Origin of the sequence: Novosphingobium sp. MBES04, assembly GCF_000813185.1 — a bacterium.
GTDB classification, from domain to species: domain Bacteria; phylum Pseudomonadota; class Alphaproteobacteria; order Sphingomonadales; family Sphingomonadaceae; genus Novosphingobium; species Novosphingobium decolorationis.
This window is the reverse complement of record NZ_DF850488.1, coordinates 2,537,848-2,560,445: the sequence shown is the minus strand read 5'-3', so window position 1 is coordinate 2,560,445 and position 22,598 is coordinate 2,537,848. Positions and strand designations below refer to the sequence as shown.

At 67.4% G+C, this 22,598-nt stretch carries 20 protein-coding genes and 3 pseudogenes; 9 read left to right on the top strand and 14 right to left on the bottom strand.

The genetic code is table 11. The annotated features are described in order from the left end of the window. Positions 1–14: 14 nt before the first annotated feature. Complete coding sequence (locus MBENS4_RS27385) at positions 15–449, bottom strand: LysR substrate-binding domain-containing protein (protein ID WP_340140816.1); 435 nt, start codon at positions 447–449, stop codon at positions 15–17. Then, the gene (locus tag MBENS4_RS27380) at positions 446–937 is read right to left on the bottom strand and encodes a LysR family transcriptional regulator (protein ID WP_340140815.1); all 492 of its coding nucleotides are present in this window, start codon (positions 935–937) and stop codon (positions 446–448) included. The genes MBENS4_RS27385 and MBENS4_RS27380 overlap by 4 nt, the downstream gene beginning before the upstream one ends. Before the next feature lie 72 nt (positions 938–1,009). On the opposite strand from MBENS4_RS27380, the pseudogene MBENS4_RS11300 reads away from it, so the two are divergent. The 3 genes and pseudogenes from MBENS4_RS11300 (at position 1,010) to astD (ending at position 4,890) form a co-directional block, all read left to right on the top strand. Continuing rightward, a pseudogene (locus tag MBENS4_RS11300) lies at positions 1,010–2,034 on the top strand (2-oxoadipate dioxygenase/decarboxylase family protein). Next, a complete protein-coding gene (locus tag MBENS4_RS11295; protein ID WP_052322211.1) occupies positions 2,031–3,446 on the top strand; it encodes an FAD-binding oxidoreductase in 1,416 nt (471 codons plus the stop codon). The pseudogene MBENS4_RS11300 and the gene MBENS4_RS11295 overlap by 4 nt, the downstream one beginning before the upstream one ends. A 19-nt stretch (positions 3,447–3,465) precedes the next feature. Beyond that, positions 3,466–4,890: a succinylglutamate-semialdehyde dehydrogenase gene (gene astD / locus MBENS4_RS11290; RefSeq protein ID WP_039390806.1), complete on the top strand. Its 1,425-nt coding sequence runs from the start codon at positions 3,466–3,468 to the stop codon at positions 4,888–4,890. On the opposite strand, the gene MBENS4_RS11285 is transcribed toward astD, so the two are convergent. The 12 genes and pseudogenes from MBENS4_RS11285 to MBENS4_RS11230 form a co-directional block, all read right to left on the bottom strand. Further along, positions 4,891–5,775 (bottom strand): LysR family transcriptional regulator, encoded by an 885-nt coding sequence (locus MBENS4_RS11285; RefSeq protein ID WP_039390803.1) that lies wholly within the window; start codon positions 5,773–5,775, stop codon positions 4,891–4,893. It lies immediately after the preceding gene. 82 nt (positions 5,776–5,857) lie between these two features. Continuing rightward, positions 5,858–7,093 (bottom strand): NAD(P)/FAD-dependent oxidoreductase, encoded by a 1,236-nt coding sequence (locus MBENS4_RS11280; RefSeq protein WP_039390802.1) that lies wholly within the window; start codon positions 7,091–7,093, stop codon positions 5,858–5,860. A 46-nt stretch (positions 7,094–7,139) separates the two neighbouring features. Continuing rightward, positions 7,140–8,344 (bottom strand): annotated as a pseudogene (pcaF, locus tag MBENS4_RS11275) (3-oxoadipyl-CoA thiolase). A gap of 14 nt (positions 8,345–8,358) precedes the next feature. Further along, on the bottom strand, positions 8,359–9,138 hold the full coding sequence (pcaD, locus tag MBENS4_RS11270) for a 3-oxoadipate enol-lactonase (RefSeq protein ID WP_039390800.1): 780 nt from the start codon (positions 9,136–9,138) through the stop codon (positions 8,359–8,361). After that, the gene (locus MBENS4_RS11265; protein ID WP_039390799.1) at positions 9,138–9,809 is read right to left on the bottom strand and encodes a CoA transferase subunit B; all 672 of its coding nucleotides are present in this window, start codon (positions 9,807–9,809) and stop codon (positions 9,138–9,140) included. Before MBENS4_RS11265 ends, pcaD begins: the two co-directional genes overlap by 1 nt. After that, positions 9,809–10,516: a CoA transferase subunit A gene (locus tag MBENS4_RS11260; RefSeq protein WP_039390797.1), complete on the bottom strand. Its 708-nt coding sequence runs from the start codon at positions 10,514–10,516 to the stop codon at positions 9,809–9,811. Before MBENS4_RS11260 ends, MBENS4_RS11265 begins: the two co-directional genes overlap by 1 nt. Before the next feature lie 8 nt (positions 10,517–10,524). After that, positions 10,525–11,276 (bottom strand): annotated as a pseudogene (gene benD, locus MBENS4_RS11255) (benzoate diol dehydrogenase BenD). A 45-nt stretch (positions 11,277–11,321) separates the two neighbouring features. Beyond that, positions 11,322–11,837 (bottom strand): benzoate 1,2-dioxygenase small subunit, encoded by a 516-nt coding sequence (gene benB / locus MBENS4_RS11250; RefSeq protein WP_039390795.1) that lies wholly within the window; start codon positions 11,835–11,837, stop codon positions 11,322–11,324. Then, entirely contained in the window at positions 11,834–13,189 is a 1,356-nt protein-coding gene (locus MBENS4_RS11245) for a Rieske 2Fe-2S domain-containing protein (RefSeq protein WP_039390793.1), read from the bottom strand. The genes benB and MBENS4_RS11245 overlap by 4 nt, the downstream gene beginning before the upstream one ends. 43 nt (positions 13,190–13,232) lie before the next feature. Then, positions 13,233–14,147, bottom strand: a complete 915-nt coding sequence (locus MBENS4_RS11240; RefSeq protein ID WP_039390791.1) for a dioxygenase family protein — start codon at positions 14,145–14,147, stop codon at positions 13,233–13,235. Positions 14,148–14,192: 45 nt separating this feature from the next. Beyond that, on the bottom strand, positions 14,193–14,483 hold the full coding sequence (gene catC / locus MBENS4_RS11235) for a muconolactone Delta-isomerase (RefSeq protein WP_039390789.1): 291 nt from the start codon (positions 14,481–14,483) through the stop codon (positions 14,193–14,195). A gap of 6 nt (positions 14,484–14,489) precedes the next feature. Beyond that, a complete protein-coding gene (locus MBENS4_RS11230) occupies positions 14,490–15,647 on the bottom strand; it encodes a muconate/chloromuconate family cycloisomerase (RefSeq protein WP_039390787.1) in 1,158 nt (385 codons plus the stop codon). A gap of 107 nt (positions 15,648–15,754) precedes the next feature. Between MBENS4_RS11230 and MBENS4_RS11225 the strand changes: the two genes are divergently transcribed. The 6 genes from MBENS4_RS11225 (at position 15,755) to MBENS4_RS11200 (ending at position 22,565) form a co-directional block, all read left to right on the top strand. Then, entirely contained in the window at positions 15,755–16,696 is a 942-nt protein-coding gene (locus tag MBENS4_RS11225) for a LysR family transcriptional regulator (protein WP_039390786.1), read from the top strand. Positions 16,697–16,833: 137 nt separating this feature from the next. Next, a complete protein-coding gene (locus tag MBENS4_RS11220; RefSeq protein WP_039390784.1) occupies positions 16,834–18,207 on the top strand; it encodes an MFS transporter in 1,374 nt (457 codons plus the stop codon). Positions 18,208–18,227: 20 nt separating this feature from the next. Continuing rightward, positions 18,228–19,454 carry a benzoate/H(+) symporter BenE family transporter gene (locus tag MBENS4_RS11215; RefSeq protein WP_039390782.1) on the top strand — a complete coding sequence of 409 codons (1,227 nt, stop codon included), beginning with the start codon at positions 18,228–18,230 and terminating at the stop codon, positions 19,452–19,454. 30 nt (positions 19,455–19,484) lie between these two features. Next, positions 19,485–21,011 (top strand): alginate export family protein, encoded by a 1,527-nt coding sequence (locus MBENS4_RS11210; protein ID WP_039390781.1) that lies wholly within the window; start codon positions 19,485–19,487, stop codon positions 21,009–21,011. Positions 21,012–21,171: 160 nt separating this feature from the next. Further along, complete coding sequence (locus MBENS4_RS11205) at positions 21,172–21,771, top strand: CHAP domain-containing protein (protein ID WP_084592048.1); 600 nt, start codon at positions 21,172–21,174, stop codon at positions 21,769–21,771. A gap of 77 nt (positions 21,772–21,848) precedes the next feature. Beyond that, a complete protein-coding gene (locus tag MBENS4_RS11200; protein WP_144400897.1) occupies positions 21,849–22,565 on the top strand; it encodes a hypothetical protein in 717 nt (238 codons plus the stop codon). Positions 22,566–22,598: the final 33 nt, after the last annotated feature.

The window sequence follows — 22,598 nt, the reverse complement described above, 5'->3', positions numbered from 1 at the left end:
AGGACCGAAGCGCCTCAATCGGGTGTCGTCGCGTTGGCCTCGTCGCGCACCCAGGCCACGAACCGGCCGAGCGGCGATCCGCCCTCGGGGTCGCCGCGCCAGACGAGATGGTAGGCATCGCGGGTCGACAGCGCGGTCTCGAAAGGGACCACCAGGCTGCCCGCGGCCAGTTCGGGTTCGATCAGGAAGCTGGGGATGAGCGCCACACCCGCCCCCGCCGCCGCGGCCTGCGCCAGCATCAGGAAGTGGCCGATGCGGGGCCCCTCGCAAGGACGCGCCAGTTCCACGCCGCACGCCGCGAACCACTGGTCCCAGGCCCTGGGGCGCGAGGACTGGAAGAGCAGCGGCTTGTCCGCCAGGTCTGCCGGGCGATCCAGCGGGTTCGCCTCCAGCCAGGTGGGCGCGCAGACCGGGACCGCTTCCTCCTGAAACAGGAAGGCATGGTTCATCCCGGGCCAGGGCGGCTGCCCGAAATCGAAGGCGGCATCGAACTCGCCCGCCTCCTCGTCCTCGCCGAAAGGCAGCTGCGGGCCGCGATATTGATGACAAGCTCGGGGTGCCGGGCCGAGAGCCGGGGCAGGCGCGGCGCCAGCCAGCGCATGCCCAGGCTGGGCAGGCAGGCAATCGTGAGGCTGTTGTCCCCGCGCTGTTCGCCCAGCCGCGCGCTGGCCCGCGCGATCTGCGCGAGCGCAGGCTCCACCGCCTCGGCATAAGCGCGCCCGGCCGCGTTCAGCTCCACACGCCGCCCGGCCCGCACGAACAAGGGAACACCCAGCCGCGCCTCGAGTTGGGATATCTGACGGCTGATCGCGCTCTGGGTCAGCCCGACCGCGCGCCCCGCCTCGGAAAAGCTGCCATGGCGGGCCGCAGCCAGAAAACTGCGCAAGGATTGCGAGGAAGGCAGATGCACGCCGGCGAGGTCATTCCATTTCATCATGCATTGATGATAGCTTGTCGTTTGCAGGGCAAGAATTTCGCGTGGTAAGCGCATGGGCAGAGGAGACAATCGATGCAGGATCTGCACACATCGACCGTTGCACGCCTGGTTCGCGCGCACCTGGGTGACGAAATCGGCGCCGTCACGCTCGCCGCACTTAATATGACGCCTGCGCTGCTGAGCGACGAGGGCGAGCGCGTCTCGCGCGCCAGCATGGCCACCGCACTTGGCGCGGCCCTGTTCCGCACCGTTCTTGACGGCGTGCCGAGCGCGGCGGGCTATGTCGGCGAGCGCCTGGAAATCGACACACGCATCACGCTCGACCACGGCGCGCTGCGCACGATCCTCTTTCCCGATGGCCCCACCGGTGCCCTTCCCGGCGGGCAGGAGGCCTTCGCGCGCATCCTGCGCCCGCTCGGCTATGTCGAGGCCGCGCAGTATCCGTTGCCGCGCCTCCGGATGACCGGCCACGCCTGGTGCCACCTCGACCATCCCGAGGACATCCTCCAGTACTTCGTCAGCGAGCTTCATGTCGACCAGTTCGACGCCGGGTTTGCTGCCGCCGCGCACCGCGTCTTCGACACGTCGGTCGATCCGCTGAGCGCACAGGCCAAGGCCGTGCTTGACCGCTTCGCGGCCGAAGGCAGCGTGCCCTTTGCCGAGGCCGAGCGCTTCTCCCCGTCCTCGTCTCCGCCTTCGACCGCGCGCATGAACCCGCCTTCGAAGACGACTACGAAACGCTGCTCGCCCAGTCGAAGGAAGCCGCCTGGATCGCCACCGAGGGCAACGCCTTCAACCACGCGACCGACCGCGTAGCCGATGTGGGCGCGCTGGCCGACGCCCTGCGCGCGGCGGGCAAGCCGATCAAGGACAAGGTCGAGCACTCCGCCTCGGGCCGCGTCCACCAGACCGCCTTTCGCGCCGACATGGTCGAGCGTCCCTTGCGCCGCGCCGACGGCGCGCCGGTCACTCGCACGGTGCCCGGCTCCTTCTTCGAATTCATCACCCGCGACACCCTGCCCGGCAGCGAGGCGCTCGACCTCGGTTTCGACAGCGGCAATGCCACGGGCATCTTTGCCATGACACGGACCACATGACCCTTTCCAGCGACGCCCGGATTGCCCTTGAGACGATTGTCGGCGAGGCCAATGTCCTCAGCACCGAAACCGACATCAACGCCTACGCCGAGGATGGACGCGGCACGCGCGGCGCGCCGGCCTGCGTGGTGCGTCCCGCCAGCACCGGCGAGGTACGTCAGGTCCTGGAAGCGGCCCATGCCCATCGCGTGACCGTCATCCCGCAAGGCGCGCGCACCGGCCTTGTCGCCGCCGGGCTTGCCGCGAGCGCGGAGGACCAGATCGTGCTCAGCCTCGAACGGCTGAAGGGCGAGATCGCCATCGATCCGGTCAACCGCTCGGCGCGGGTGGGCGCAGGCGTACTCCTCTCCGAGCTCAACGCGGCGGCCGAGGAACATGGCCTGTTCTTCCCCATCGACCTCGGCGCGGACCCTTCCATCGGCGGCATGGTTGCGGCCAACACCGGCGGGGCGCGGCTCTTGCGCTATGGCGATGTGCGCCAGAACCTGATGGGCCTCGAACTCGTCACCTCCGAGGACGCCCCCCGCATCCTTTCGCTCGGCTCCGAGCTCTGGAAGAACAACAGCGCGCTCGCGCTTCAGGACCTTGTCGCGGGCAGTTCGGGGACGCTGGGCGTGGTGACAGGCGCGACGCTCGCGCTGAGCCCGAAGCCGGTCAACACCGTGACCGCGCTGCTCGCGCTTCCCCATCCCGAGGCCGCGCTCGATGTCCTGGCGCGCATGGAAAGCGCCTTTGGCACACTGCTCACCGCCTTCGAGGGGATCTCCCGGCCCGCGCTGGAAGCCGCCATCACCCATGTCTCCTCGCTGCGCGATCCCTTCGCGGGCGAGATCCCGGGCTACTGCGTGCTGCTCGAGCTTTCGGGCGGCGCCGCGATCGAAGCCGAATGGCTGGAGGAAAAGCTCGCCGAAACGCTCGAGCCCCTGTTCGAGGACGGCACCATCGCCGACACCCGCATCGACCGCGGCACCGCGCTGTGGGCCGTGCGCCACGCGGTGCCCGAGGGCCTGCGCAAGTCGGGCAAGGTCGTCGCCTGCGACATCGCGATGAAGCGCGGCGATGTCATGCGCTTTCGCACCGATATTGCCGCGCGTCTTGCCAAGGTGGCCCCCCAGCTTGAGCTGTGCGACTTTGGCCACATCGGCGACGGAGGCCTCCACTGCAACAGCGTCTGGCCCGAGAGCGCAGGCGCCTTCGATCCCGCCATTGCGGACGCCGCGCGCGAGACCATCTTCGCCGCCGTCGTCGAGGACTACCACGGCAGCTTCAGCGCCGAACACGGCGTGGGGCCGGCCAACGCGGACTGGTACGCGCGCTTCATTCCCGAAGACGTGCGCTTGCTGTCCGGACAGATCCAGGACCTGATCGCCCCGCGCCCGATGGGCCGGGTGCGCTTTGGCCCCACGCGCTGAATTTTCCGGGAGAGAAAACATGACAACGCCCCACAACGGCCCCGCCTTCACCTCGCTCAATCCGGCCACCGGGGAGGTGGTCTGGGAGGGCGCAAGCGCCACGCCCGCCGATTGCGAGGCCGCCATCGCCAAGGCGCGCAAGGCCCTTGGCGCCTGGCGCGCTGCGCCGCTCAGCGAACGGATCGCCGCCGTGGAGCGTTTCGCCGCCGCCATCGCCGAAGACGAAGAGGGCCTTGCCGAAACGATCTCGCGCGAGACCGGCAAGCTCCTGTGGGAGACCCGCACCGAGGCCAAGGGCATGGTCGGCAAGGTCGCCGTCTCCATCCGCGCGCAGGCCGAACGGGCGGGCGAGCGGCGCCAGGACATGCCCTTTGGCGAAGCCGTACTGCGCCATCGTGGCCACGGCGTGATGGCGGTCCTGGGCCCCTACAACTTCCCCGGGCACCTCCCTAACGGCCACATCGTGCCTGCCCTCCTTGCGGGCAACACGGTGGTCTTCAAGCCTAGCGAGATCGCCCCTGCGACCGGCGCACGCATGGCTGCGGCCTGGGACAAGGCCGGGCTTCCCGAAGGCGTCTTCAACCTGGTTCAGGGCGGTCGCGAAACCGGCGAGGCGCTCGTGGCGGGCGACATCGATGGCCTGCTCTTCACAGGCTCGGCCCACGCGGGCCGCGCGCTCAAGCACGCCACCATTGACCGCCCCCACCTGATCCTTGCGCTGGAACTGGGCGGCAACAACCCGCTGATCGCCTGGGACAGCCCCGAGGAAGCCGCCTCGATCATCGTCCAGTCCGCCTTTGTCACCTCGGGCCAGCGCTGCTCGTGCGCGCGGCGCCTGATCGTGCCGGAAGGCGCGATGGGCACGGCCATCATCGAGGCGCTCGACGCGCTGACCGGAAAGCTCGGCATCGCCGCCTGGAACGAGGAACCCACGCAAGCGGCCTTCATGGGCCCGCTCGCCTCCACCGCGGCCGCGCAGCAGGCCCATCGCCAGGTCGGCGCGCTGATCGACCATGGCGCCACCTCAATCCGCGCCTTTCACGGCATCGAGGGCCGCGCGCCCGCCTTCGTCGCGCCCGCGATCCTCGATGTCACCGGGATCGAAGTCCCCGACGAGGAGATCTTCGCCCCGGTCCTGCAGGTGCGCCGCGTGCCCGACTTCGACGCGGCACTGGCCGAGGCCAACGCCACGCGCTTCGGGCTGTCGGCGGGGCTGATCAGTGCGGATGGCGCGCTGTGGCAGCGCTTCGTGGAGGAGAGCCGCGCTGGCGTCGTCAACCGCAACCGCCCGACCACGGGCGCGGCCGCCAACATGCCCTTCGGAGGCCTTGGCGATTCGGGCAACCACCGCCCCAGCGCCTACTACGCCGCCGATTACTGCGCCTATCCGATTGCCAGCTTCGAGGCCGAAACGCCCGGTGCGGTCGCGATCCCCGGGCTGTAATCAAGCTTCGCGCAGCGCCGCGACCAGCGCGTGCTCGGACGGGGACAACCGTCCTTCGGGCCGCGTGAAGAGGCCGGTCGGGCGCTCATAGCGAGCCAGCCCAAGGTCGAGCGAGACCAACTGGCCCGAGCCGATTTCGGCGGCGAAGCTGCTGCGATCGCCGAGCGACACGAAGGGCCCTTCCAGAAGGCATCCCTTTACCACATGAAGCGAGGAGGTGCGCAGCGCGATGGGCGGCTCGGTCAGTTCGGCGCGCGCGAACATCTCGCGCCAGCCTGCAACCAGCGCCGGGTGGTCGGGCACGATCCAGCGCTCCTGCGCAAGGTCGGCCAGACCCACTCGCGCCTGCCCCGCCAGCGGATGGTCGGCGCGCATGATGACGCCCGCGCTTTCCATGGCGAGGGTCTCGAACGCCAGGCCTTCCAGATCGACATAGGGCCCGCGCGCACCGAAGACGAGCCGCACCGCCCCTTCGCGCAAGGCATCAAGCAGCGCGCCGAGCGGCCCCTCGCGCACCTGCACCTGGACTCGGGGATGGCTGCGCGCGAGCGCGGCAAGCGCGCGCGGCAGGCGCTGCATGGCAAAGGCGGCGTCGGTGCCGATGTGCAGGGTCTCGCGGCCTTGGCCTGCCCCGGCCCGCACCGCCTCCACCGCCCGATCGCGCTCGGCAAGGATCAGCCGCGCGCGCGGCAGGAGTTCGATACCATGCGGTGTCAGCTCGACACCGCGCGCGCCGCGCGTGAAGAGTGGGGCTCCCAGGCTCTCCTCCAGCATCTGCAGGCTGCGCGACAGCGAGGGCTGCGAGACGGCAAGCGTCTCAGCCGCGCGGTTGACGCTGCCAAGGCTCGCGACTTCCACGAAGCGTTCGAGTTGCCGGATATCCATCGCGCCTGCGCTCCTCCCGAATGATCGAGAGAAGCTATAACAGGTGCACGTGGATAGCCATCTTTTCGATAGCTCTGTCCGATCAGGCGGGCAGCAGTTCCTTCAGGGGCTTTGCGGGATCCGCGAGGAATTGCGCCGGGACCTGGGCGCCGGCCTCGACCAGCTTGCGCCCCTGCACGAAGTCCTTGGCGTTGTTCACGCAATCGACCGCAACGACCTTGCCTTCGCGCAAGTACACGACCGAGAACTTGCGGGTTTCCGGATCGCCGCGCAGCACGGTTTCGTCGTAGCCCGCGTTGATCCCCGCGGTCTGCAGGCGAAGGTCATACTGGTTCGACCAGAACCAGGGGAAGGCCTTGTAAGGGGCCGGATTGCCGCAGATCGCCTTGGCAACGCAGGTCGCCATGTCGGTCGCGTTCTGGACCGATTCCACGCGCATATCCGCGCCGCCCGCATAGGCACAGGCGAACTGCGCGCAGTCGCCGATGGCGTAGACGCCGGGCAGGTTTGTCTGGCAGTGATCATCGACCGCGACCCCGTTCGCGCCCTCGGCGCCTGCGCTCAGCAGAGGCGCGACGGCGGGCACGATGCCGATGCCCACGATCACCGCGTCGGCGGGCAGGACCGCGCCATCGGCCAGGCGCACGCCCGTCACCTTGTGCCCATCGCCTTCAAGGCACTCGACCAGGGTTCCGGTGCGCAGATCCACGCCGTGGGCGCGGTGCTCGGCCTCGTAGAAGGCGGACAGTTCCTCGCCCGCGACACGCGCGAGCACCCTGTCCTGCGCTTCGAGCAGAGTGACTTCAAGGTCGAGCTTGGAGAGGACAGCGGCGGCCTCCAGACCGATGTAGCCGCCGCCGATCACGACCACGCGGCGGATCCCTGCGTCGACTTCGGACATGAGACGGTCGCAGTCCTCACGGGTGCGCACCGCATGTACCCCCGCCAGGTCCGCGCCCGCACAGGTCAGGCGGCGGGGATCGCCGCCGGTTGCCCAGACGAGGTGCGTGTAGTCCAGCGTCCCGCCATCCGAGAGCGCCACCGTCTTCGCCTCCGGGTCGACCCCGGTCACTTCGGTGGAGAGACGGAAGGTCACGTCCTTTTCGGCCCAGAAGGTCTCCGGCCGGATGTAGAGACGGTCGAAGGTCTTCTCGCGCGCGAAGTACTCCTTGGAGAGCGGCGGGCGCTCATAGGGGAGTTCGGGTTCGCGGCCGATGACGGTGATCGCGCCTTCAAAACCGTTCTGCCGCAGCGCAATGGCGCACTGCGCGCCCCCGTGTCCGGCTCCGACGATAACGACAGACGACTGTTCCGTCATGCGACCTCTCCTTCTTGTTTTCGCGTGGTTTTCGGGTGGGCGGCGCTCAGACGCGCTCAAGCAGGACGGCCAGGCCCTGCCCGACGCCGATGCACAGGAAGACAAGCGCGTAGCTGCCGCCCGTCACGTGCAGTTCCTCCACCGCGCTCATCGCGATGCGCGCGCCCGACATGCCGAGCGGATGGCCCAGCGCAATGGCGCCGCCGTTGCGGTTGACGCGCGGGTCGGTGAGCGGGTCGATGTCGAGCGCGCGCAGCGTGGCGATGGCCTGGCTGGCAAACGCCTCGTTGAGTTCGATCACGTCGACCTGGTCCATGGTCATGCCCTGGCGCGCCAGAACACGGCGCGCGGCCTCGATGGGGCCAACGCCCATGACGCGGGGCGCAATGCCCGCGGCCGACATGCCCAGAACGCGCGCGCGCGGGGTAAGACCGTGGATTTTCGCGGCCTCTTCGGAAGCGACCAGCATGGCCGCCGCGCCGTCGTTGAGGCCGGACGCGTTGCCCGCCGTCACCGTGCCGCCCGGCTTCACCACGCTCTTGAGCTTGGCAAGCACGTCAAGACTGGAGCGGCGGGGATGCTCGTCGGCGTCGAAGACGAGCGGGTCGGCCTTGCGCTGCGGGATCGTGACCGGGACGATCTCCTTCGCCAGTCGCCCGCTCGCCTGCGCGGCGGCGGCCTTTTCCTGGCTGTTGAAGGCGAAGAGGTCCTGGTCCTCGCGGCTGACGTTGTAGTCCTCGGCCACGTTCTCGCCGGTCTGCGGCATCGATTCGACGCCGTAGAGTTCCTTCATCTTGGGGTTGATGAAGCGCCAGCCGAGCGTCGTGTCCTCGATCTTCTGGTCGCGCCCGAACGCGCTGCCCGCCTTGCCCAGAACGTAGGGGCTGCGGGTCATGTGCTCGACCCGCCCGCGATCATCAGGTCCGCATCGCCCGCCTTGATCGCCTGCGCGGCCATGCCCAGCGCGTTGAGACCGGACGCGCACAGGCGGTTGACGGTGACGCCCGGCACGTTCTCGGGCAGGCCTGCCAGCAGCGCCCCCATGCGCGCGACATTGCGGTTGTCCTCGCCCGCCTGGTTCGCACAGCCCAGGATCACGTCATCGACGCGCGCCCAGTCCACGTCCGGGTTGCGCTCGACCAGAGCGGCCAGCGGCACGGCGGCCAGATCGTCGGCGCGGATGCCCGAGAGCGAGCCGCCGAGCTTGCCGACGGGGGTACGGATGGCATCGCAGATGAAGGCTTGGGTCACGTCAGGTCTCGGCTTCAGTTCGTAAGGAAGGACGTCATGCCCGCGGCCAGCGCCTCGGGCGCTTCGAGGGGCGCCAGATGCGCGGCCTCGAGCGCGAGATGCTGCACGCCGGAGATCGTCTGCAGCAGGGTTTCACCGTGGCCCTCCAGCGGGGTCGAGGTGTCGCGCGTGCCGGTGACGACCAGCGTCGGGCAGGCAATGGCGGAAATACGGCCCGCCAGGTCCATGTCGCGGATTGCTGCGCCGCAGCCCGCGTAGCCTTGCGCGTCGGTCGCGATGAGCTGACGCAGCACGGCGTCATAGACGGCAGGCTCTTCGGCGCGGAATTCGGGCGAGAGGAAGCGGCCCATCGCCATCTCGGCAATGGCGACCATGCCCTTTTCGCGCACCGTCGCAATGCGCTGGTCCCACGAGGCCGCGTCCATGGTGGCCGAGGTGCAGACCAGCACCAGCTTCTCCAGGACGCCGGGGTGGGAGAGGGCGATCTCCATGCCGATCATGCCGCCCAGCGAGACGCCTGCGAGCGTAAAACTCTCGACACCCGCCTCCCTGGCGACCGCGAGGATGTCCTCGGCCAGAAGCGAGAGCGTATAGTCGCCCGGCTCGGCCTGCGAGGCGCCGTGGCCGCGCGTGTCGATGCGCAGCAGGCGGAACTGATCGCGCAGATGTGCCAGCGCGGGGTCCCACAGGTCCATGTCCGAACCGATGGAGTTCAAAAGGACGAGGACCGGCGCGCCTTCGCGCCCGTCCATCTTCCAGTAGATCTGCGCGCCCGAAACCTGGGTAAAGGGCATCAGGCCACCTCTTCCAGCGCGGAGGTATCGAAGGGCACGGCGGTCTTCGCGCGCACTTCGTCGAGGGTGACGCCCGGTGCCAGTTCCACGAGGCTGAGGCCACCTTCGGCGCGGTCGACGGCAAAGACGCACAGGTCCGTGATGATCATGTCGACCACGGCCTTGCCGGTCAGCGGCAGGGTGCACTCGGGCAGGATCTTGGATTCGCCCTTCTTGGTGCAGTGATCCATGACCACGACGATCTTCTTGACGCCCGCGACAAGGTCCATCGCGCCGCCCATGCCCTTGACCATCTTGCCCGGGATCATCCAGTTCGCAAGATCGCCGTTCGCGCTCACTTCCATCGCGCCCAGGACGGCCATGTCGATGTGGCCGCCACGGATCATCGAGAAGCTATCGGCGCTGGAGAAGAAGCTGGAGGTCGGCAGCGCAGTGACGGTCTGCTTGCCCGCGTTGATGAGGTCGGGATCTTCCTCGCCATCATAGGGAAACGGCCCGATGCCCAGCATCCCGTTTTCCGACTGCAGCGTCACCTTCATGCCCTCGGGCACGTAGTTGGCGACGAGCGTCGGGATCCCGATGCCCAGGTTCACGTAGAAACCGTCCTTGAGTTCCTTGGCCGCGCGCGCGGCCATCTGGTTGCGGTCCCAGCCCTTGGCTTCCTGCGTCATTAAACGGCCTCCCTTTCGCGCACGGTCTTCTTCTCGATGCGCTTCTCGTTGATGGTGGAGAGCACCACGCGGTCGACGTAGATGCCGGGCGTGTGGATGCAGTCGGGATCGAAGGTGCCCTCGGGCACGATCTCTTCCACCTCGACGACGGTCACCTTGCCCGCGGTCGCCATGTTCGGGTTGAAGTTGCGCGCGGTCTTGCGGAACATGAGGTTGCCCTCCGGGTCCGCCCGCCAGGCCTTGATGATCGAAAGGTCGCTGCGCAGCCAGGTCTCGCGCACGTAGTCCTCACCCTCGAAGGTTTCGACCGGCTTGCCTTCGGCGACCACGGTGCCAACGCCCGTCTTGGTGTAGAAGGCCGGGATCCCGGCGCCGCCGGCGCGGATGCGCTCGGCAAGCGTCCCCTGCGGGTTCAGTTCCAGTTCCAGCTCGCCCGAAAGGTACTGGCTTTCGAAGAGCTTGTTCTCGCCCACGTAGGAGGAGATCATCTTCTTCACCTGGCGGCTTTCCAGGAGCATCCAGAGGCCAAAGCCGTCGGCGCCCGCGTTGTTCGAGACGACGGTGAGGTCCTTCACGCCCGACTTGCGGATCTCGGGGATCAGGCTCTCCGGGTTGCCCGAAAGGCCAAAGCCTCCCGACATGATCGTCATCCCGTCGAACAGCACGCCGTCCAGCGCGGCTGCGGGGCTCTCGTAAATCTTGCTCATGGTCTTCCTTATCCCAGGTCGCCGCCCGCAACGGGCAGGACGGAGCCGGTCATGTAGCTGGCCTCGTCGGAGGCCAGGAACAGGATCGGGGCGATCTGCTCATCCAGCGTGCCGTAGCGTTTCACGAAGGTCGAGGTGGTCACCTGTTCGACCGCCTCGGCCATCCAGGCCTGCTCCTGCGCGGTGTCGCCAGACGCGTTGCGCGGCACCTTGCGCGGGGGCGCGGACGTGCCGCCGGGCGCTGTGGCGACGACGCGGATGCCCTGTTCGCCATATTCCATGGCGAGGCTCATGGTGAGACCGTTGACCCCGCCCTTCGCCGCCGAATAGGCACCCGGCGAATGCCGCGCGTCGCATTGGACGAGACATTGACGATGGTGCCCGCGCCCTGCTCCAGCATCGCGGGCAGGACCGCGTGGCAGCCATAGAGCGTGGGCATGAGCGAGCGGCGGATTTCCGCGTCGATCTGTTCGGGCTCGAACTCGGCGTAAGGGCGCATGCGGATCGCACCGCCCACGTTGTTGACGAGGATATCGATGCGGCCGAACGCGGCCACCGCTGCCTCGGCCGCCGAACGTGCGCCCTCGTAGGTTTCAAGGTCGCACACGACCGAGATCGCCGTGCCGCCCGCCTGCGTGATTTCCGCCTCGACGTCCGCGACGAACTCGGCGCGGTCGACAAGCACCACGCGCGCGCCTTCGGCCGCGGCGCGGGTGGCGACACCCGCTCCGATGCCCTGCGCAGCCCCGGTCACGATCATGACCTTATCGGCAAAAACGTCCTTCGAAAATCACGGGGGGCCTCCTCAGACGTGGTAGATGTCGATGATCTGGTGAATGTAATCGTCCTTGAGAACGATCTTCTTCTTCACGATCTTCGGGGTCTCACCCGAGACATCGAGGGTGAGGAAGGTGGTGCCGAAGAACTGCAGCGTGGTCTTCGAGCGATGGCTGAGCGTGTGCCAGTTGTAGCGCAGGTCGATCTCGCCCTCACGCGTTTCCAGCACCTCGACGTTGTTGACCGAATGGGCCGTGCGCGGCTGGGGCATCGAGGCCGAGGAGCGCTCGGTGCGGATGCGGTAGACGCGATCTTCCAGACCATTGCGGTTGGGGTAGTAGATCAGCGAGATCTGCGTCTGGGGATCGGTGCACAGTTCGTCATCGTCGGTCCAGGCCGGCATCCAGTACTCGACATCGGGCGAATAGCATTCGAGCCATTCCTCGTAGTCGCGATCATCGAGCAGGCGCGCCTCGCGGTAGAGGAACGCGCAGATGTCCTGGTAGGAAAGCGCAGCGGTGTCCTTTTCGAGCGTCATGGTCATTCTGCCGCCTCCATCATTTCTGCGGGCGTTGCATCCTTCTCGATCCCGTCCAGCATGATCTGGGCCCAGAACTCGTGTTGGCGCACGAAGAGACCTTCGTCTTCCGAACGTTCGCTGGAAAGGAGCGGGTTCATGCCCATGGCCTTGGCGTTCGCGTCGGGACCTTCGATCCAGCGGGTCGCGCCGCGGCTGAGGTCGTTCCAGAGCGAACCGGCGCCTTCGTAGGCGTGCTGGCAGCTGCGGAATTCTTCGAGGTCATCGGGCGTTCCCATCCCCGAGACGTTGAAGAAGTCCTCGTACTGGCGGATGCGGTGTGCACGGTCCTGTGCGCTCTCGCCCTTGGGGGCGTAGCAGTAGATCGTCACCTCGGTGGTGTGCACGTCGAGCGGGCGCACGACGCGGATCTGGGTGGAGAACTGGTCCATCAGGAAGACATTGGGATAGAGCGCAAGATTGCGCGTCTGCTCCATGATGAACTTGGCCTTCTGTTCACCAAGCCGGGCTTCCAGGTCGTCCTTGCGGTTCCAGATCGGGCGCACTTCGGGGTTCATCACCTGCGTCCAGAGCAGGATGTGGCCATGCTCGAAACCGTAGACACCGCTTGCCGGGGCCTTGGACCAGCCATTGGCGTCGACCGCCTTGGTGCCGCCTTCGGCGCGGCGCCCCATGGTCGACTGGTAGTTCTCGTGGACCGAGCTGACGTGGTAGCCGTCACACCCGTTCTCCATCTGCATCTTCCAGTTGCCATCGAAGGTGTAGCTGGAATTGCCGACGAGGACTTCCAGGCCTTCGGGCGCCTGGTCGACCATCTGGTCGATGATGACCTTGGCCTCGCCCAGGTGCTCCTCAAGCGGGAGCACGTCGTGGTTGAGCGAGCCGAAGATGAAGCCACGGTAGCTTTCGATCTTCACGCGCGTCAGGTCGTGCGAGCCATCGAGGTTGAAGCTTTCGGGATAGGCGCCGGTGCTGGCGTCCTTGGCGCGCAGCAGCGAACCGTCGTTCTTGAAGCTCCAGCCGTGGAACGGGCACACGAAGAGCGGCTGGTTGCCGCGCTTCTTGCGGCACAGCTGGGCACCACGGTGGGCACAGGCGTTGACGACGCAGTGGAGCGCGTCCTCCTTGCCCCGGGTCAGGATCACGGGCACGCGGCCGATGAAGGTCGTGAAGTAGTCGTTCTTCTTTTCGACCTGGCTTTCATGGGCGAGATAGACCCAGTTGCTCTCGAAGATGTACTTCATCTCCAGTTCGAACAGCTCCGGGTCGGTGAAGACGTCCCGGCGGCAGCGAAACTCGCCGGTCTCCGGGTTGTCGACGACGGCGGTCGCCACCTTCTCTTTCAAACGATGCGTCATGATCCTGTCTCCCGTGATCGTGGTGCCCGTGTGCGGGCTATTCTCAGGCGGCTTCGGTTTCCGCCTCGGCGCTGGCGCGGCGGCGGGTCGAGAGCTGCTCGTCGTCCTGCGAAGTTGCCTTCTGCAGCTGGAAGTCGAACGCGAGGTCGACACGGTCGCCCTGGCGGCTCGGCACCGGCAGCAGGCCCTCGCGGGTCCCGAAGGCAAAGTCGTCCTTGGCGAAAGGATCATCGCCAAAGTTGATCTGCGTGGTCAGCGTGCGGTAGCCCGGCGCTTCCACGAAGAAGTGGACGTGGGCGGGACGGCTGCCGTGGCGGCCCAGTGCAAACATGAGCGTTTCGGTCGCGCCGCCCGGGGGGCACGAGTAGCCGCTCGGCATCTTCGAGTGGAAGACGTACTTGCCGTCGTCGCCCAGCTTGATGCGGCGGCGGTTGTTGAACGGCGTCTGCTCGGTGGTGGGGTCGAAGTGCGAGTACCACCCCTGCGAGTTGGCGTGCCAGACATGGACGACGGCGTCCTTGACGGGCTCGCCGTCGGGGCCGGTGATGGCGCCCGTCATGGTGAGGTTGTCCGCTTCGGGATCCGGGTCGCTGGTAAGGTTCGCGCCGTTCTCGACGAGCGGGGCTCCCGAGACGTAGAGCGGGCCCTCGATGGTGCGCGGCGTGCCGCCCGAAAGGCCCGCTTCGGCGTCCTTGGCGTCCATGTAGAGGTCCATGAAGTGCTCGAGGCCCGAGCCCGGAGCGATCAGGCCGAGTTCACCCGCGCCATCGGCGAAGAACTTGATGGCGCCCCAGAATTCGTCTTCCGAGATGTCGTGCTTGACGATCACTTCCATGATCGACTCGGTCAGGTCGCGCACGATGCCCTTGAGGCGCGTGTCGCCGCCCTCCTGGCCGATGCCCGCCGCGGTATCGAGCAGCTTCTGAATTTCCGGTGTTTTTACAAAGGTCACATCCATGGTGAACTCTCCCGATTATAGAAATTGGTTGGGCTTTGGGCGCCCTCAGGTGTCGTCTTCGCGAATGGCCGAGGGGTGGCGGTTGAGCGGCGTCACCTTCATCGCCATGAAGGGGTAGAGCGGCAGCGCCATGAGCACGTCGTGAAGCGCCTCGTTGCTCGCGACATCGAAGATGCTGACGTTCGAATAGAGCCCGGTCTTGCGCCAGATGTGGCGCCAGGTGCCATCGGCCTGCAGCTTCTGCGAGTAGGCCTTCTCCTCGGCCTTGAGGCGCGCGGCTTCCTCGGCGTCGAAGTCGAGGGGGATGTTGACGTCCATTTCAACCATGAAAAGCATGGGGGATCAGGCTCCTGTAGTGACGGCGTGGAGGCGCGGACCATCGCGGTCGCGCCGGAAATAGGCGATCTTGTCCTCGTCGAGCGCGATACCCAGGCCAGGGCCGGTCGGCACGCTCAGCGCGAAGTCGGCATAGTGCAGCGGCTCGGCCAGAATCTCGTCGGTCTGGAGAAGCGGGCCGAACAGTTCGGTACCCCAGTCGAGCTGCGGCAGGGTCGCAAAGACATGGGCCGAGGCGGCCGTGCCGACGCTGCCCTCCAGCATCGTGCCGCCGTAAAGGCCAAGGCCCGCAGCGCCTGCAATCGCGGCGACTTGCGCGGTCGCGAAGAGGCCGCCCGACTGCTCGATCTTGAGCGCGAAGACCGACGCGGCGCCCGCCTCGGCAATGCGCAGCGCCGAACGCGGCCCGTGGAGTGCCTCGTCGGCCATGAGCGGAATGGTCTGCCCCTGCGAGAGACGCGCCATCGCCGCGATGTCATCGCCCGCGGTGGGCTGCTCGACGAGGTCACAGCCGACATCGTGCAGCATCGCCATGCCGAGGCGCGCCTGGGGCTCGCTCCAGTTCTGGTTGACGTCGACACGGATGCTCGCGCGGTCGCCCAGCGCCTTGCAGATCGCCCCGACATGGGCGACGTCATCGCGCACGGCGCGCTTGCCGATCTTGAGCTTGAAGATGTTGTGACGACGCTCGGCCAGCATCTGCTCGCCCTCGGCGATGTCGCGGGCGGTGTCGCCGCTTGCCAGCGTCCAGGCCACGGGCAGCGTGTCGCGCACGCGCCCGCCGCCGATCAACTCGGAGACGGGGACGCCCAGACGCTTGCCCGCCATGTCGAGGAGCGCGCTTTCCACGGCGCACTTGGCAAAATGGTTGCCGCGCACGCAGGCGTTGATCCGCGCCATCGTCTCGCCCACGCGGGAGATGTCGCTCGCTTCCAGCACCGGCAGGATGTAGGTGTCGATCGCGGACTTGATGCTCTCGGGGCTCTCCTCGCCGTAGCTGAGGCCACCGATGGTGGTGCCTTCCCCGAGGCCCTCCACGCCGTCACCGTCAACCAGGCGCACGATCGTCATCGCCTGCGAATGCATGGTGGCCATGGCCAGAACATGCGGGCGAATTGTCGGCACATCGACAATGAAGGTATCAGCGCGATCCAACGCAGCCATTGCAGCCTCTCTCCCGTGTGATTACGTTTCGAGGGAAATTTAGTACTCCCCGTGCCCGCATTCAAAGATCAATCGGGTCATGGGATTATACCTGAGAGGTATCTTGAATGGACCTGCGCCTCCTTCGCTACTTCGTCGCGGTCGCCGACGAAGGCAATTTCAACCGCGCGGCCGACCGGCTGCACATCGCCCAGCCGCCCCTTTCCCGCGCGATCCAGCAACTTGAGGCACATGTCGGGGCCACGCTGCTCGACCGTTCGAGCCGCCCGCTGCAACTGACCAAGGTCGGACGCCTGCTTCATTCGCAGGCACTCCAGGTGCTCGCGCGGATCGAGGACGTGGAAGCGATGGTGCGCGCGGCTGCGACCAGCGAGCGGCGACGCCTTGTCATCGGATTCGTTGCTTCCACCATCTATGCGCGCCTGCCCGAGCTCATCCGCGAGTTCCGAAAGGTCGCCAAGAACGTCGAACTGGTCATGGTCGAGAGCACCACGCTCGACCAGCTGGCCGCGCTCAAGGACGGGCGCATCGATGTGGGCTTCGGGCGCATCCGTTTCGATGATCCGGCGGTGCAGCGCGTGATCCTGCGCCACGAGAAGCTGGTTGCCGCCTTCTCGCCCGACCACCCCATGGCGAGCGGGTCCGGGCCGGTGTCGCTGAGCGACCTCGCGCAGGAGCCGCAGATCATCTACCCGCGCCAGCCCCGCCCCAGCTATGCCGACCAGGTCCTCTCGCTCTGGCGCGACTACGGGATCGAGCCAAGGATCGCGCACGAGGCGCGCGAACTGCAGATCGCCATCGGCCTTGTCGCGGCCGAGGAAGGCATCGCCATCGTGCCCGAATCGGTGCGCCGCGCGCGCAGCCACGACGTCGTCTACCGCGAGCTTGCCGAGACCGCGACTTCGCCCATCATCATGAGCCACCGCCCCGGCGACCACTCGCCCGAACTGGCGCTGATGATTGCCACGATCGCGCGCAAATACCGCGACTGGGGCTACGACGTGCCCACCGCGCTCGACGCGCACGAGGCCGCAATCGCGAGCGGTTAACCCCCTGAGCGCCTTGCGCAAATTCCATCCAAATACTTCCAGCGTATCGACCTGGCACTCAATCGGTATTTGGCACCCCCTGCTAAATCACTCAGTCTCCTGAAAAATACAAAATCACAAACCGGGAGAGTATCGATATGCAAGGTATCGATGTCGGCCGCCTGATCGAGCAGGCGCCTCTGAGTTCACTGCACAAGAAGATCATTGTCGCCTGCGCCATCCTGCTCGTCGTGGATGGCTACGACGTCTTCATCTACGGCGCGGTCCTGCCGCGCCTGATGGACGAATGGGGCCTCAGCCCGACCGAGGCGGGCTCGCTCGCCAGCTGGGCGCTGTTCGGCATGATGGGCGGCGCGCTCGTCTTCGGGCCGCTCGGCGACCGCATCGGGCGCAAGACCTGCATCACCTTGTGCTTCACCCTGTTCAGCGCCTCCACCTTCCTCAACGGCTTCGTGACGACCCCGCTCACCTTCGGGCTGCTGCGTTTTGCCGCGGGCCTTGGCTGCGGCGGCCTCATGCCCAACGCGGTTGCGCTCACCAACGAATATGCGCCCAAGCGCATCCGCTCCACGCTCGTCGCGCTCATGTTCAGCGGCTATGCGGTGGGCGGCATGGTCGCGGCCGGGCTCGCCATCTACCTTCTGCCCGCCTTCGGCTGGCCCTCGATGTTCTTCGCTGCCGCGGTGCCGCTCATCTGCCTGCCGCTGATCCTGAAGGCGCTGCCCGAATCCATCGGCTTCCTCATCCGCAAGGGCGAAATCGAGACCGCCCGCGCGCACCTGCGCCAGCTGGCGCCCGAGGCCAACCTGCCCGCCGACGCCCCGCTCGAATACCACGAGGCCAAGGTCGCTTCGACCTCGGTTGGCGAGCTGTTCCGCCAGGGCCGCGCGCTGGGCACCTTCGCGATGTGGCTGTCATTCTTCTGCTGCCTCCTCATGGTCTACGGGCTCAGCTCCTGGCTGCCCAAGCTCATGGTCAGCGCGGGCTATTCGCTCGGCTCCAGCCTCTCCTTCCTCCTCGCGCTCAGCTTCGGGGGCATGTTCGGGGCGATCTCGGGCGGACGCCTTGCCGACCGCTTCGGCCTGCCGCGCGTGGTCATGGCCTACTTCGCGCTCGGCTCGGCCTGCCTCATGCTTCTGGGCCTCAACAGCCCGATGCCCGTCCTCTACCTGCTGATCTTCATCGCGGGCGCAGGCACCACCGGCACGCAGATCCTGCTCTACGCCTGTGTGGCGGAGTTCTACACCCTCTCGGTCCGCTCGACGGGCCTGGGCTGGGCGTCGGGCATGGGCCGCGTGGGCGCCATTGTCGGGCCCATGCTGGGCGGCATTCTCCTCTCCGCGCAGCTGCCGATGGGCTGGAACTTCGTCGCCTTCGCCGTGCCGGGCTTCATCTCGGTGGCCGCAACCGCGCTCTTCACCCTGAGCCTGCGCCGCCAGGCGGCGGCAACGGTGGCCGCCACCACGGCCAGCCCCGCCCCTAATACCCCCGAACGCGCGCTCACCGCCTGAGCCCGCCCAAGGAGAATTCCATGCCCCTTCGGCATCTTACCTGGCTGCCGACGATTCTCGCCGGGATCATCGCCACCACCATTTCCTACGCGGGACCGCTGGTCATCGTGTTCCAGGCCTCTGCAGGCCTGGAACAACCGCTGGTGGCCTCCTGGGTCTGGGCGATCTCGATCGGCAGCGGGGTGCTGGGCATCGTGCTCAGCCTGCGCTGGAAGGTGCCGATCGTCATCGCCTGGTCGGCGCCCGGCTCCGCTCTCCTGGTCACCATGCTGCCCCAGACCGACTTTGCGACCGCCATCGGCGCCTATATCGTCGCCAATGTCGCGGTCTTCCTGGTCGGCATCTCGGGCGCCTTCGACCAGCTTACCCGCCGCCTGCCCCCCGCGATCACTGCGGCCATGCTGGCGGGCATCCTGTTCCGCTTCGTGATCGACATGGTCGGCACCCTGCCCGAGGCCCCCCTGACGGTGGTGGCAATGATGGGCGCCTTCTTTGCCGGGCGCGTCGTCTCGCCGCGTTATGCCGTCGTGGCCGTGCTGGTGGTGGGCGTGACCCTGTGCGCGCTCACCGGCTCGCTTTCGGGCACCATAGCAACGCCCAGCCTCACCCTGCCGGTCTGGACGACGCCCCGTTTCGACCTTGCCGCAGCCGCCAACATCGCGGTGCCGCTCGCCGTGGTTGCGCTGACCGGCCAGTTCCTGCCCGGCATCGCGGTCCTGCGCACCGCCGGTTTCGAGCATCCCCCCGCGCGCCCGCTGATCTCGGCAAGCGCGATCACCTCGGTCCTGCTCGCGCCCTTCGGGTGCCACGGCCTCAACCTTGCCGCGCTCACCGCCGCGATCTGCCTGGGCGAAGAGGCGCATCCCGAAAAGGAAAAGCGCTACGTCGCCGGGGTCGCGGGCGGGGTGACCTACCTTCTCTTTGGCGCCTTCGCCTCGACCGTGCTCGCGCTCTTTGCGCTGCTGCCCGAATTCCTCATCGCCGCGCTGGCGGGCCTCGCCCTCTTCCCCGTTGTCGCCGGATCGCTGAGCGCGGCCCTCAAAGCCGAGGACGGGCGCGACGGCGCGCTCGTTACTTTCGCGGTTTCGGCCTCGGGGCTCACGCTGTTCGGTCTGGGCGCCGCGCTGTGGGGCCTCGTCTTCGGGATCGCGGTCCACCTGCTTCAGACCTTCGCCCTTCACCGCCGCCCCCCGGCACCCACCGCGCCCCGGCCTTCAAAAGACAGGACCGCGCGCCAACCCGGATAACCGGGACGAGACCTTTCGGGAGAGTTCAAGATGATCGCATTCATGGCACCGCTGGTGCTTGCCAGTGGAGCTGCGTCGGCTGCGCCCGCGCCTCAAGAGCAGGCGCAAGAGCAGGAACCACGCCAGCCCGTTCCCATCCCCGCGCCGCTGCCGATCCCGCAGGACAAGGCGTCCGCCGATACCACCCAGCTGCCGCAGGGGGCGCGGGCCCCCATCGTCACCTGGGACGGACGCGTGCTGCAGGAGCCCGACCCGGCCTTCCACCCAATCAACCACGAGGAGAACTACGCCAGTTTCCGGGACGTGCGCGATGCGAACCTGTGGACCAAACTGAAGTACATCCCCATCGCGCCCGACGTGTACGGCACGCTGGGCGGCGAACTGCGCCTACGCGGCGAGCTGCGCCCGGGCGAGCGTTTCGGGGCGGGTCCCCAGGACGATGACGGCAATTTCCAGATCCGCGCGCGCCTCTGGGGCGATGTCCATATCGGGCGGCAGGACAGCGCCTCGCTGCGCGCCTTTGTCGATATCGAGCACGCCACCACCTCCGGCCTCGAGTCCGTCGAGGCGACCATCGATGAGGGCCGCGCCGACTTCAACCAGGCTTTCCTGGAGGCGCGCGTGCCGATCGGCTCGGGCGAGATCAAGGCCCGCGTCGGGCGCCAGGAAGTGGGGCTTGGCGGCTACACCGTCTTCGACATGCGCGAGGGCGCCAACACCCGCCGCTCGCTCGACCTGGTGCGCGTGATCGGCAAGGCGGGCCGCATCGACGGTGGCTTCATGATCGGCCACCCGGTAACCGAGCGCAAGGGCTCCTTCGATGATGCCACCAACACCGACTACGACCTGTGGGGCCTCAACGCGGGCTACGGCTTTGGCAAGGGCGCGCACTCGGGCCGCGTGGAAGCGATCTTCGTCGCGACCGACGCGCTGCGCGGGTTCGACAGCGTGGACCCGGCTGCGCGCGACGAACGCCGCACGCTTTCGCTGCGCCTGGCCGGGATCGACGGCCCCTGGAACTACAGCCTCGAAGGCATCCGCCAGTGGGGCTCCAACGGCCCGCGCGACATCGACGCGTACTATCTGACCGCGCAGGGCTCCTACTCCTTCAAGGCGCCATGGAAGCCGCAGCTGGGCCTGCGCTTTGACCTCGGTTCGGGCGACAAGGACCCCAACGACGGGAAGCTGGGCACCTATGGCCCGCTGTTCCCGCGCCCGCTGACCTACAACGGCGACCTTGGCCCCCACAACCTCACCATCCTCCAGCCCTCGCTCGGCCTCGCCCCCGCCAAGGGGCTGTCGCTCAATCTCTCGATGGCCGGGCTCTGGCGCACCTCGGTGCACGATGCGGTCCATTCGCTGGGCGGCGCGGTGATCCGCAGCGGCGATTCGAGCAATGCACGCTACTTCGCGACGCGCTATTCGGTCTCGGGCCGCTATGCCCTCAATCCGTTCACCACCATCGGTTTCTACACCAATTACAGTGACCTGGCCGACGCCTTCAAACCGGGGCGCGACCTCTTCTACGGCGCGACCTACGTGACCTTCCGCTTCTGATCCCGCTCTCCCGGCGTGCGAAGAAACGCAGTTCATCGCACGCCGGGAACCGCACGGGACGAGCCGGGCACGAAGCGCGGCAAGGCGTGGAACGCCTGTCTGGCCCCAAGATACAACATCACCTAGACGCGCCCCGGGTTCGCAAATTCAAGGGTCGTTCATGAAATTCCTGACGGGGGCACTGCGCCGCACATTCTCGCCGGCGCCGCGCAAGGCGGGTGCAAAAGTTGTCTCGGGCCGCCTCGCACAGGCCCTGTCCGCGCTGCTGGGAACCGCCCTTGCCCTGACCGCGCTTCCGGCCTCGGCCCACGTCCTGCAGTGCGTACCCTATGCCCGCGAGCAATCGGGCATTTCGATCCACGGCGATGCGCGCACCTGGTGGAAGCAGGCCGCGGGCACCTACGCACGCGGCGGTGAGCCCGAAGTCGGCGCGGTCATGGCCATGGCCCCCTCGCACGACATGCCGTTGGGCCATGTCGCGGTGGTGTCCAAGGTCGTCGACACGCGCCATGTCCTGCTCAACCACGCCAACTGGTCGCGCCCGGGCATGATCGAGCGCGGGGTCCTCGCCGAAGACGTGTCGGACGCGGGCGACTGGAGCGAAGTGCGCATCTGGTTCGCCCCCATCGGCGCGCTCGGCTCGCGCCACAACCCGGTCTACGGTTTCATCTACCCCGAGGCTCCGCACGCCGAAGCCGCCCCCGCGCTCGAACTTGCCAGCGCCGACACGGCGAGCAGGGTGGCCACGGCCACGATGTAATTCGCGCAAGAGCCCTTGCCATCTTGCCCATAAGGATGCGGCACAAGGCTCTTGCATTTGCCATGTGACAACATCACATGGCAGCGATGTCCGGTTCCCCTACACTCTCGCTCCTCCTCATTGGCCTGGCGACGGCGTTCGCCACGTATGCGGGCGGAGTGATTACCCTGCGCCTCGTGCGAAAAAGCACGCTGATCTTCGGCGTGACCAGCGGTTTCGTGCTGGGGCTGGCCCTCTTCGACCTCCTGCCCGAGGCGCTTCACGGCCAGACCGGGCCGGGCGCGACGGCCAGTGTCCTTGTCATGGCGCTGATCGGCCTTGGCGCAGGCCTGCTGCTGCATCACCTGCCCGAAACCGCGGCCCCCAAGGGAAGCGCGGGACGCATCGCACTCCTCGCGCACAGCCTGCTCGACGGTGTCGGGATCGGCCTTGCCTTCCAGATCTCGCCGACGACAGGCTGGATCGTGGCCGCCGCCGTGCTCACGCACGATCTCGCCGACGGGGCCAACATGGCGGGTCTCAGCCTGGCCCATGGCCATGCGCACACCGCGCCGCGCTGGCTGCTTGCCAACTCACTCGCCCCGCTTCTGGGCATTGGGCTGGGCCAGCTCCTGCCGATGGGCGAGGCGCATTTCGCGCTGCTCCTCGCGCTGTTTGCGGGCAGCTTCCTCTATATCGGCCTGTTCGAGCTGTGGCCGCGCAGCGCGGCGGGCGAAGGCCGGCTCAGGACGGCCGTGGCCAGCGGCGCGGGGCTGGCCTTCATGGGCACTGTGATCACGCTCGCGCACGGCTGACGCAGACACTCGCGTCTTCTCCTGACGGCCATT

Coding starts and splice junctions, on each gene's coding strand:
- MBENS4_RS27385 (WP_340140816.1), bottom strand. CDS start 449: ATGAACCATGCCTTCCTGTTTCAGGAGGAAGCGGTCCCGGTCTGCGCG.
- MBENS4_RS27380 (WP_340140815.1), bottom strand. CDS start 937: ATGATGAAATGGAATGACCTCGCCGGCGTGCATCTGCCTTCCTCGCAA.
- MBENS4_RS11295 (WP_052322211.1), top strand. CDS start 2,031: ATGACCCTTTCCAGCGACGCCCGGATTGCCCTTGAGACGATTGTCGGC.
- astD (WP_039390806.1), top strand. CDS start 3,466: ATGACAACGCCCCACAACGGCCCCGCCTTCACCTCGCTCAATCCGGCC.
- MBENS4_RS11285 (WP_039390803.1), bottom strand. CDS start 5,775: ATGGATATCCGGCAACTCGAACGCTTCGTGGAAGTCGCGAGCCTTGGC.
- MBENS4_RS11280 (WP_039390802.1), bottom strand. CDS start 7,093: ATGACGGAACAGTCGTCTGTCGTTATCGTCGGAGCCGGACACGGGGGC.
- pcaD (WP_039390800.1), bottom strand. CDS start 9,138: ATGCCCTTTACCCAGGTTTCGGGCGCGCAGATCTACTGGAAGATGGAC.
- MBENS4_RS11265 (WP_039390799.1), bottom strand. CDS start 9,809: ATGACGCAGGAAGCCAAGGGCTGGGACCGCAACCAGATGGCCGCGCGC.
- MBENS4_RS11260 (WP_039390797.1), bottom strand. CDS start 10,516: ATGAGCAAGATTTACGAGAGCCCCGCAGCCGCGCTGGACGGCGTGCTG.
- benB (WP_039390795.1), bottom strand. CDS start 11,837: ATGACCATGACGCTCGAAAAGGACACCGCTGCGCTTTCCTACCAGGAC.
- MBENS4_RS11245 (WP_039390793.1), bottom strand. CDS start 13,189: ATGACGCATCGTTTGAAAGAGAAGGTGGCGACCGCCGTCGTCGACAAC.
- MBENS4_RS11240 (WP_039390791.1), bottom strand. CDS start 14,147: ATGGATGTGACCTTTGTAAAAACACCGGAAATTCAGAAGCTGCTCGAT.
- catC (WP_039390789.1), bottom strand. CDS start 14,483: ATGCTTTTCATGGTTGAAATGGACGTCAACATCCCCCTCGACTTCGAC.
- MBENS4_RS11230 (WP_039390787.1), bottom strand. CDS start 15,647: ATGGCTGCGTTGGATCGCGCTGATACCTTCATTGTCGATGTGCCGACA.
- MBENS4_RS11225 (WP_039390786.1), top strand. CDS start 15,755: ATGGACCTGCGCCTCCTTCGCTACTTCGTCGCGGTCGCCGACGAAGGC.
- MBENS4_RS11220 (WP_039390784.1), top strand. CDS start 16,834: ATGCAAGGTATCGATGTCGGCCGCCTGATCGAGCAGGCGCCTCTGAGT.
- MBENS4_RS11215 (WP_039390782.1), top strand. CDS start 18,228: ATGCCCCTTCGGCATCTTACCTGGCTGCCGACGATTCTCGCCGGGATC.
- MBENS4_RS11210 (WP_039390781.1), top strand. CDS start 19,485: ATGATCGCATTCATGGCACCGCTGGTGCTTGCCAGTGGAGCTGCGTCG.
- MBENS4_RS11205 (WP_084592048.1), top strand. CDS start 21,172: ATGAAATTCCTGACGGGGGCACTGCGCCGCACATTCTCGCCGGCGCCG.
- MBENS4_RS11200 (WP_144400897.1), top strand. CDS start 21,849: ATGGCAGCGATGTCCGGTTCCCCTACACTCTCGCTCCTCCTCATTGGC.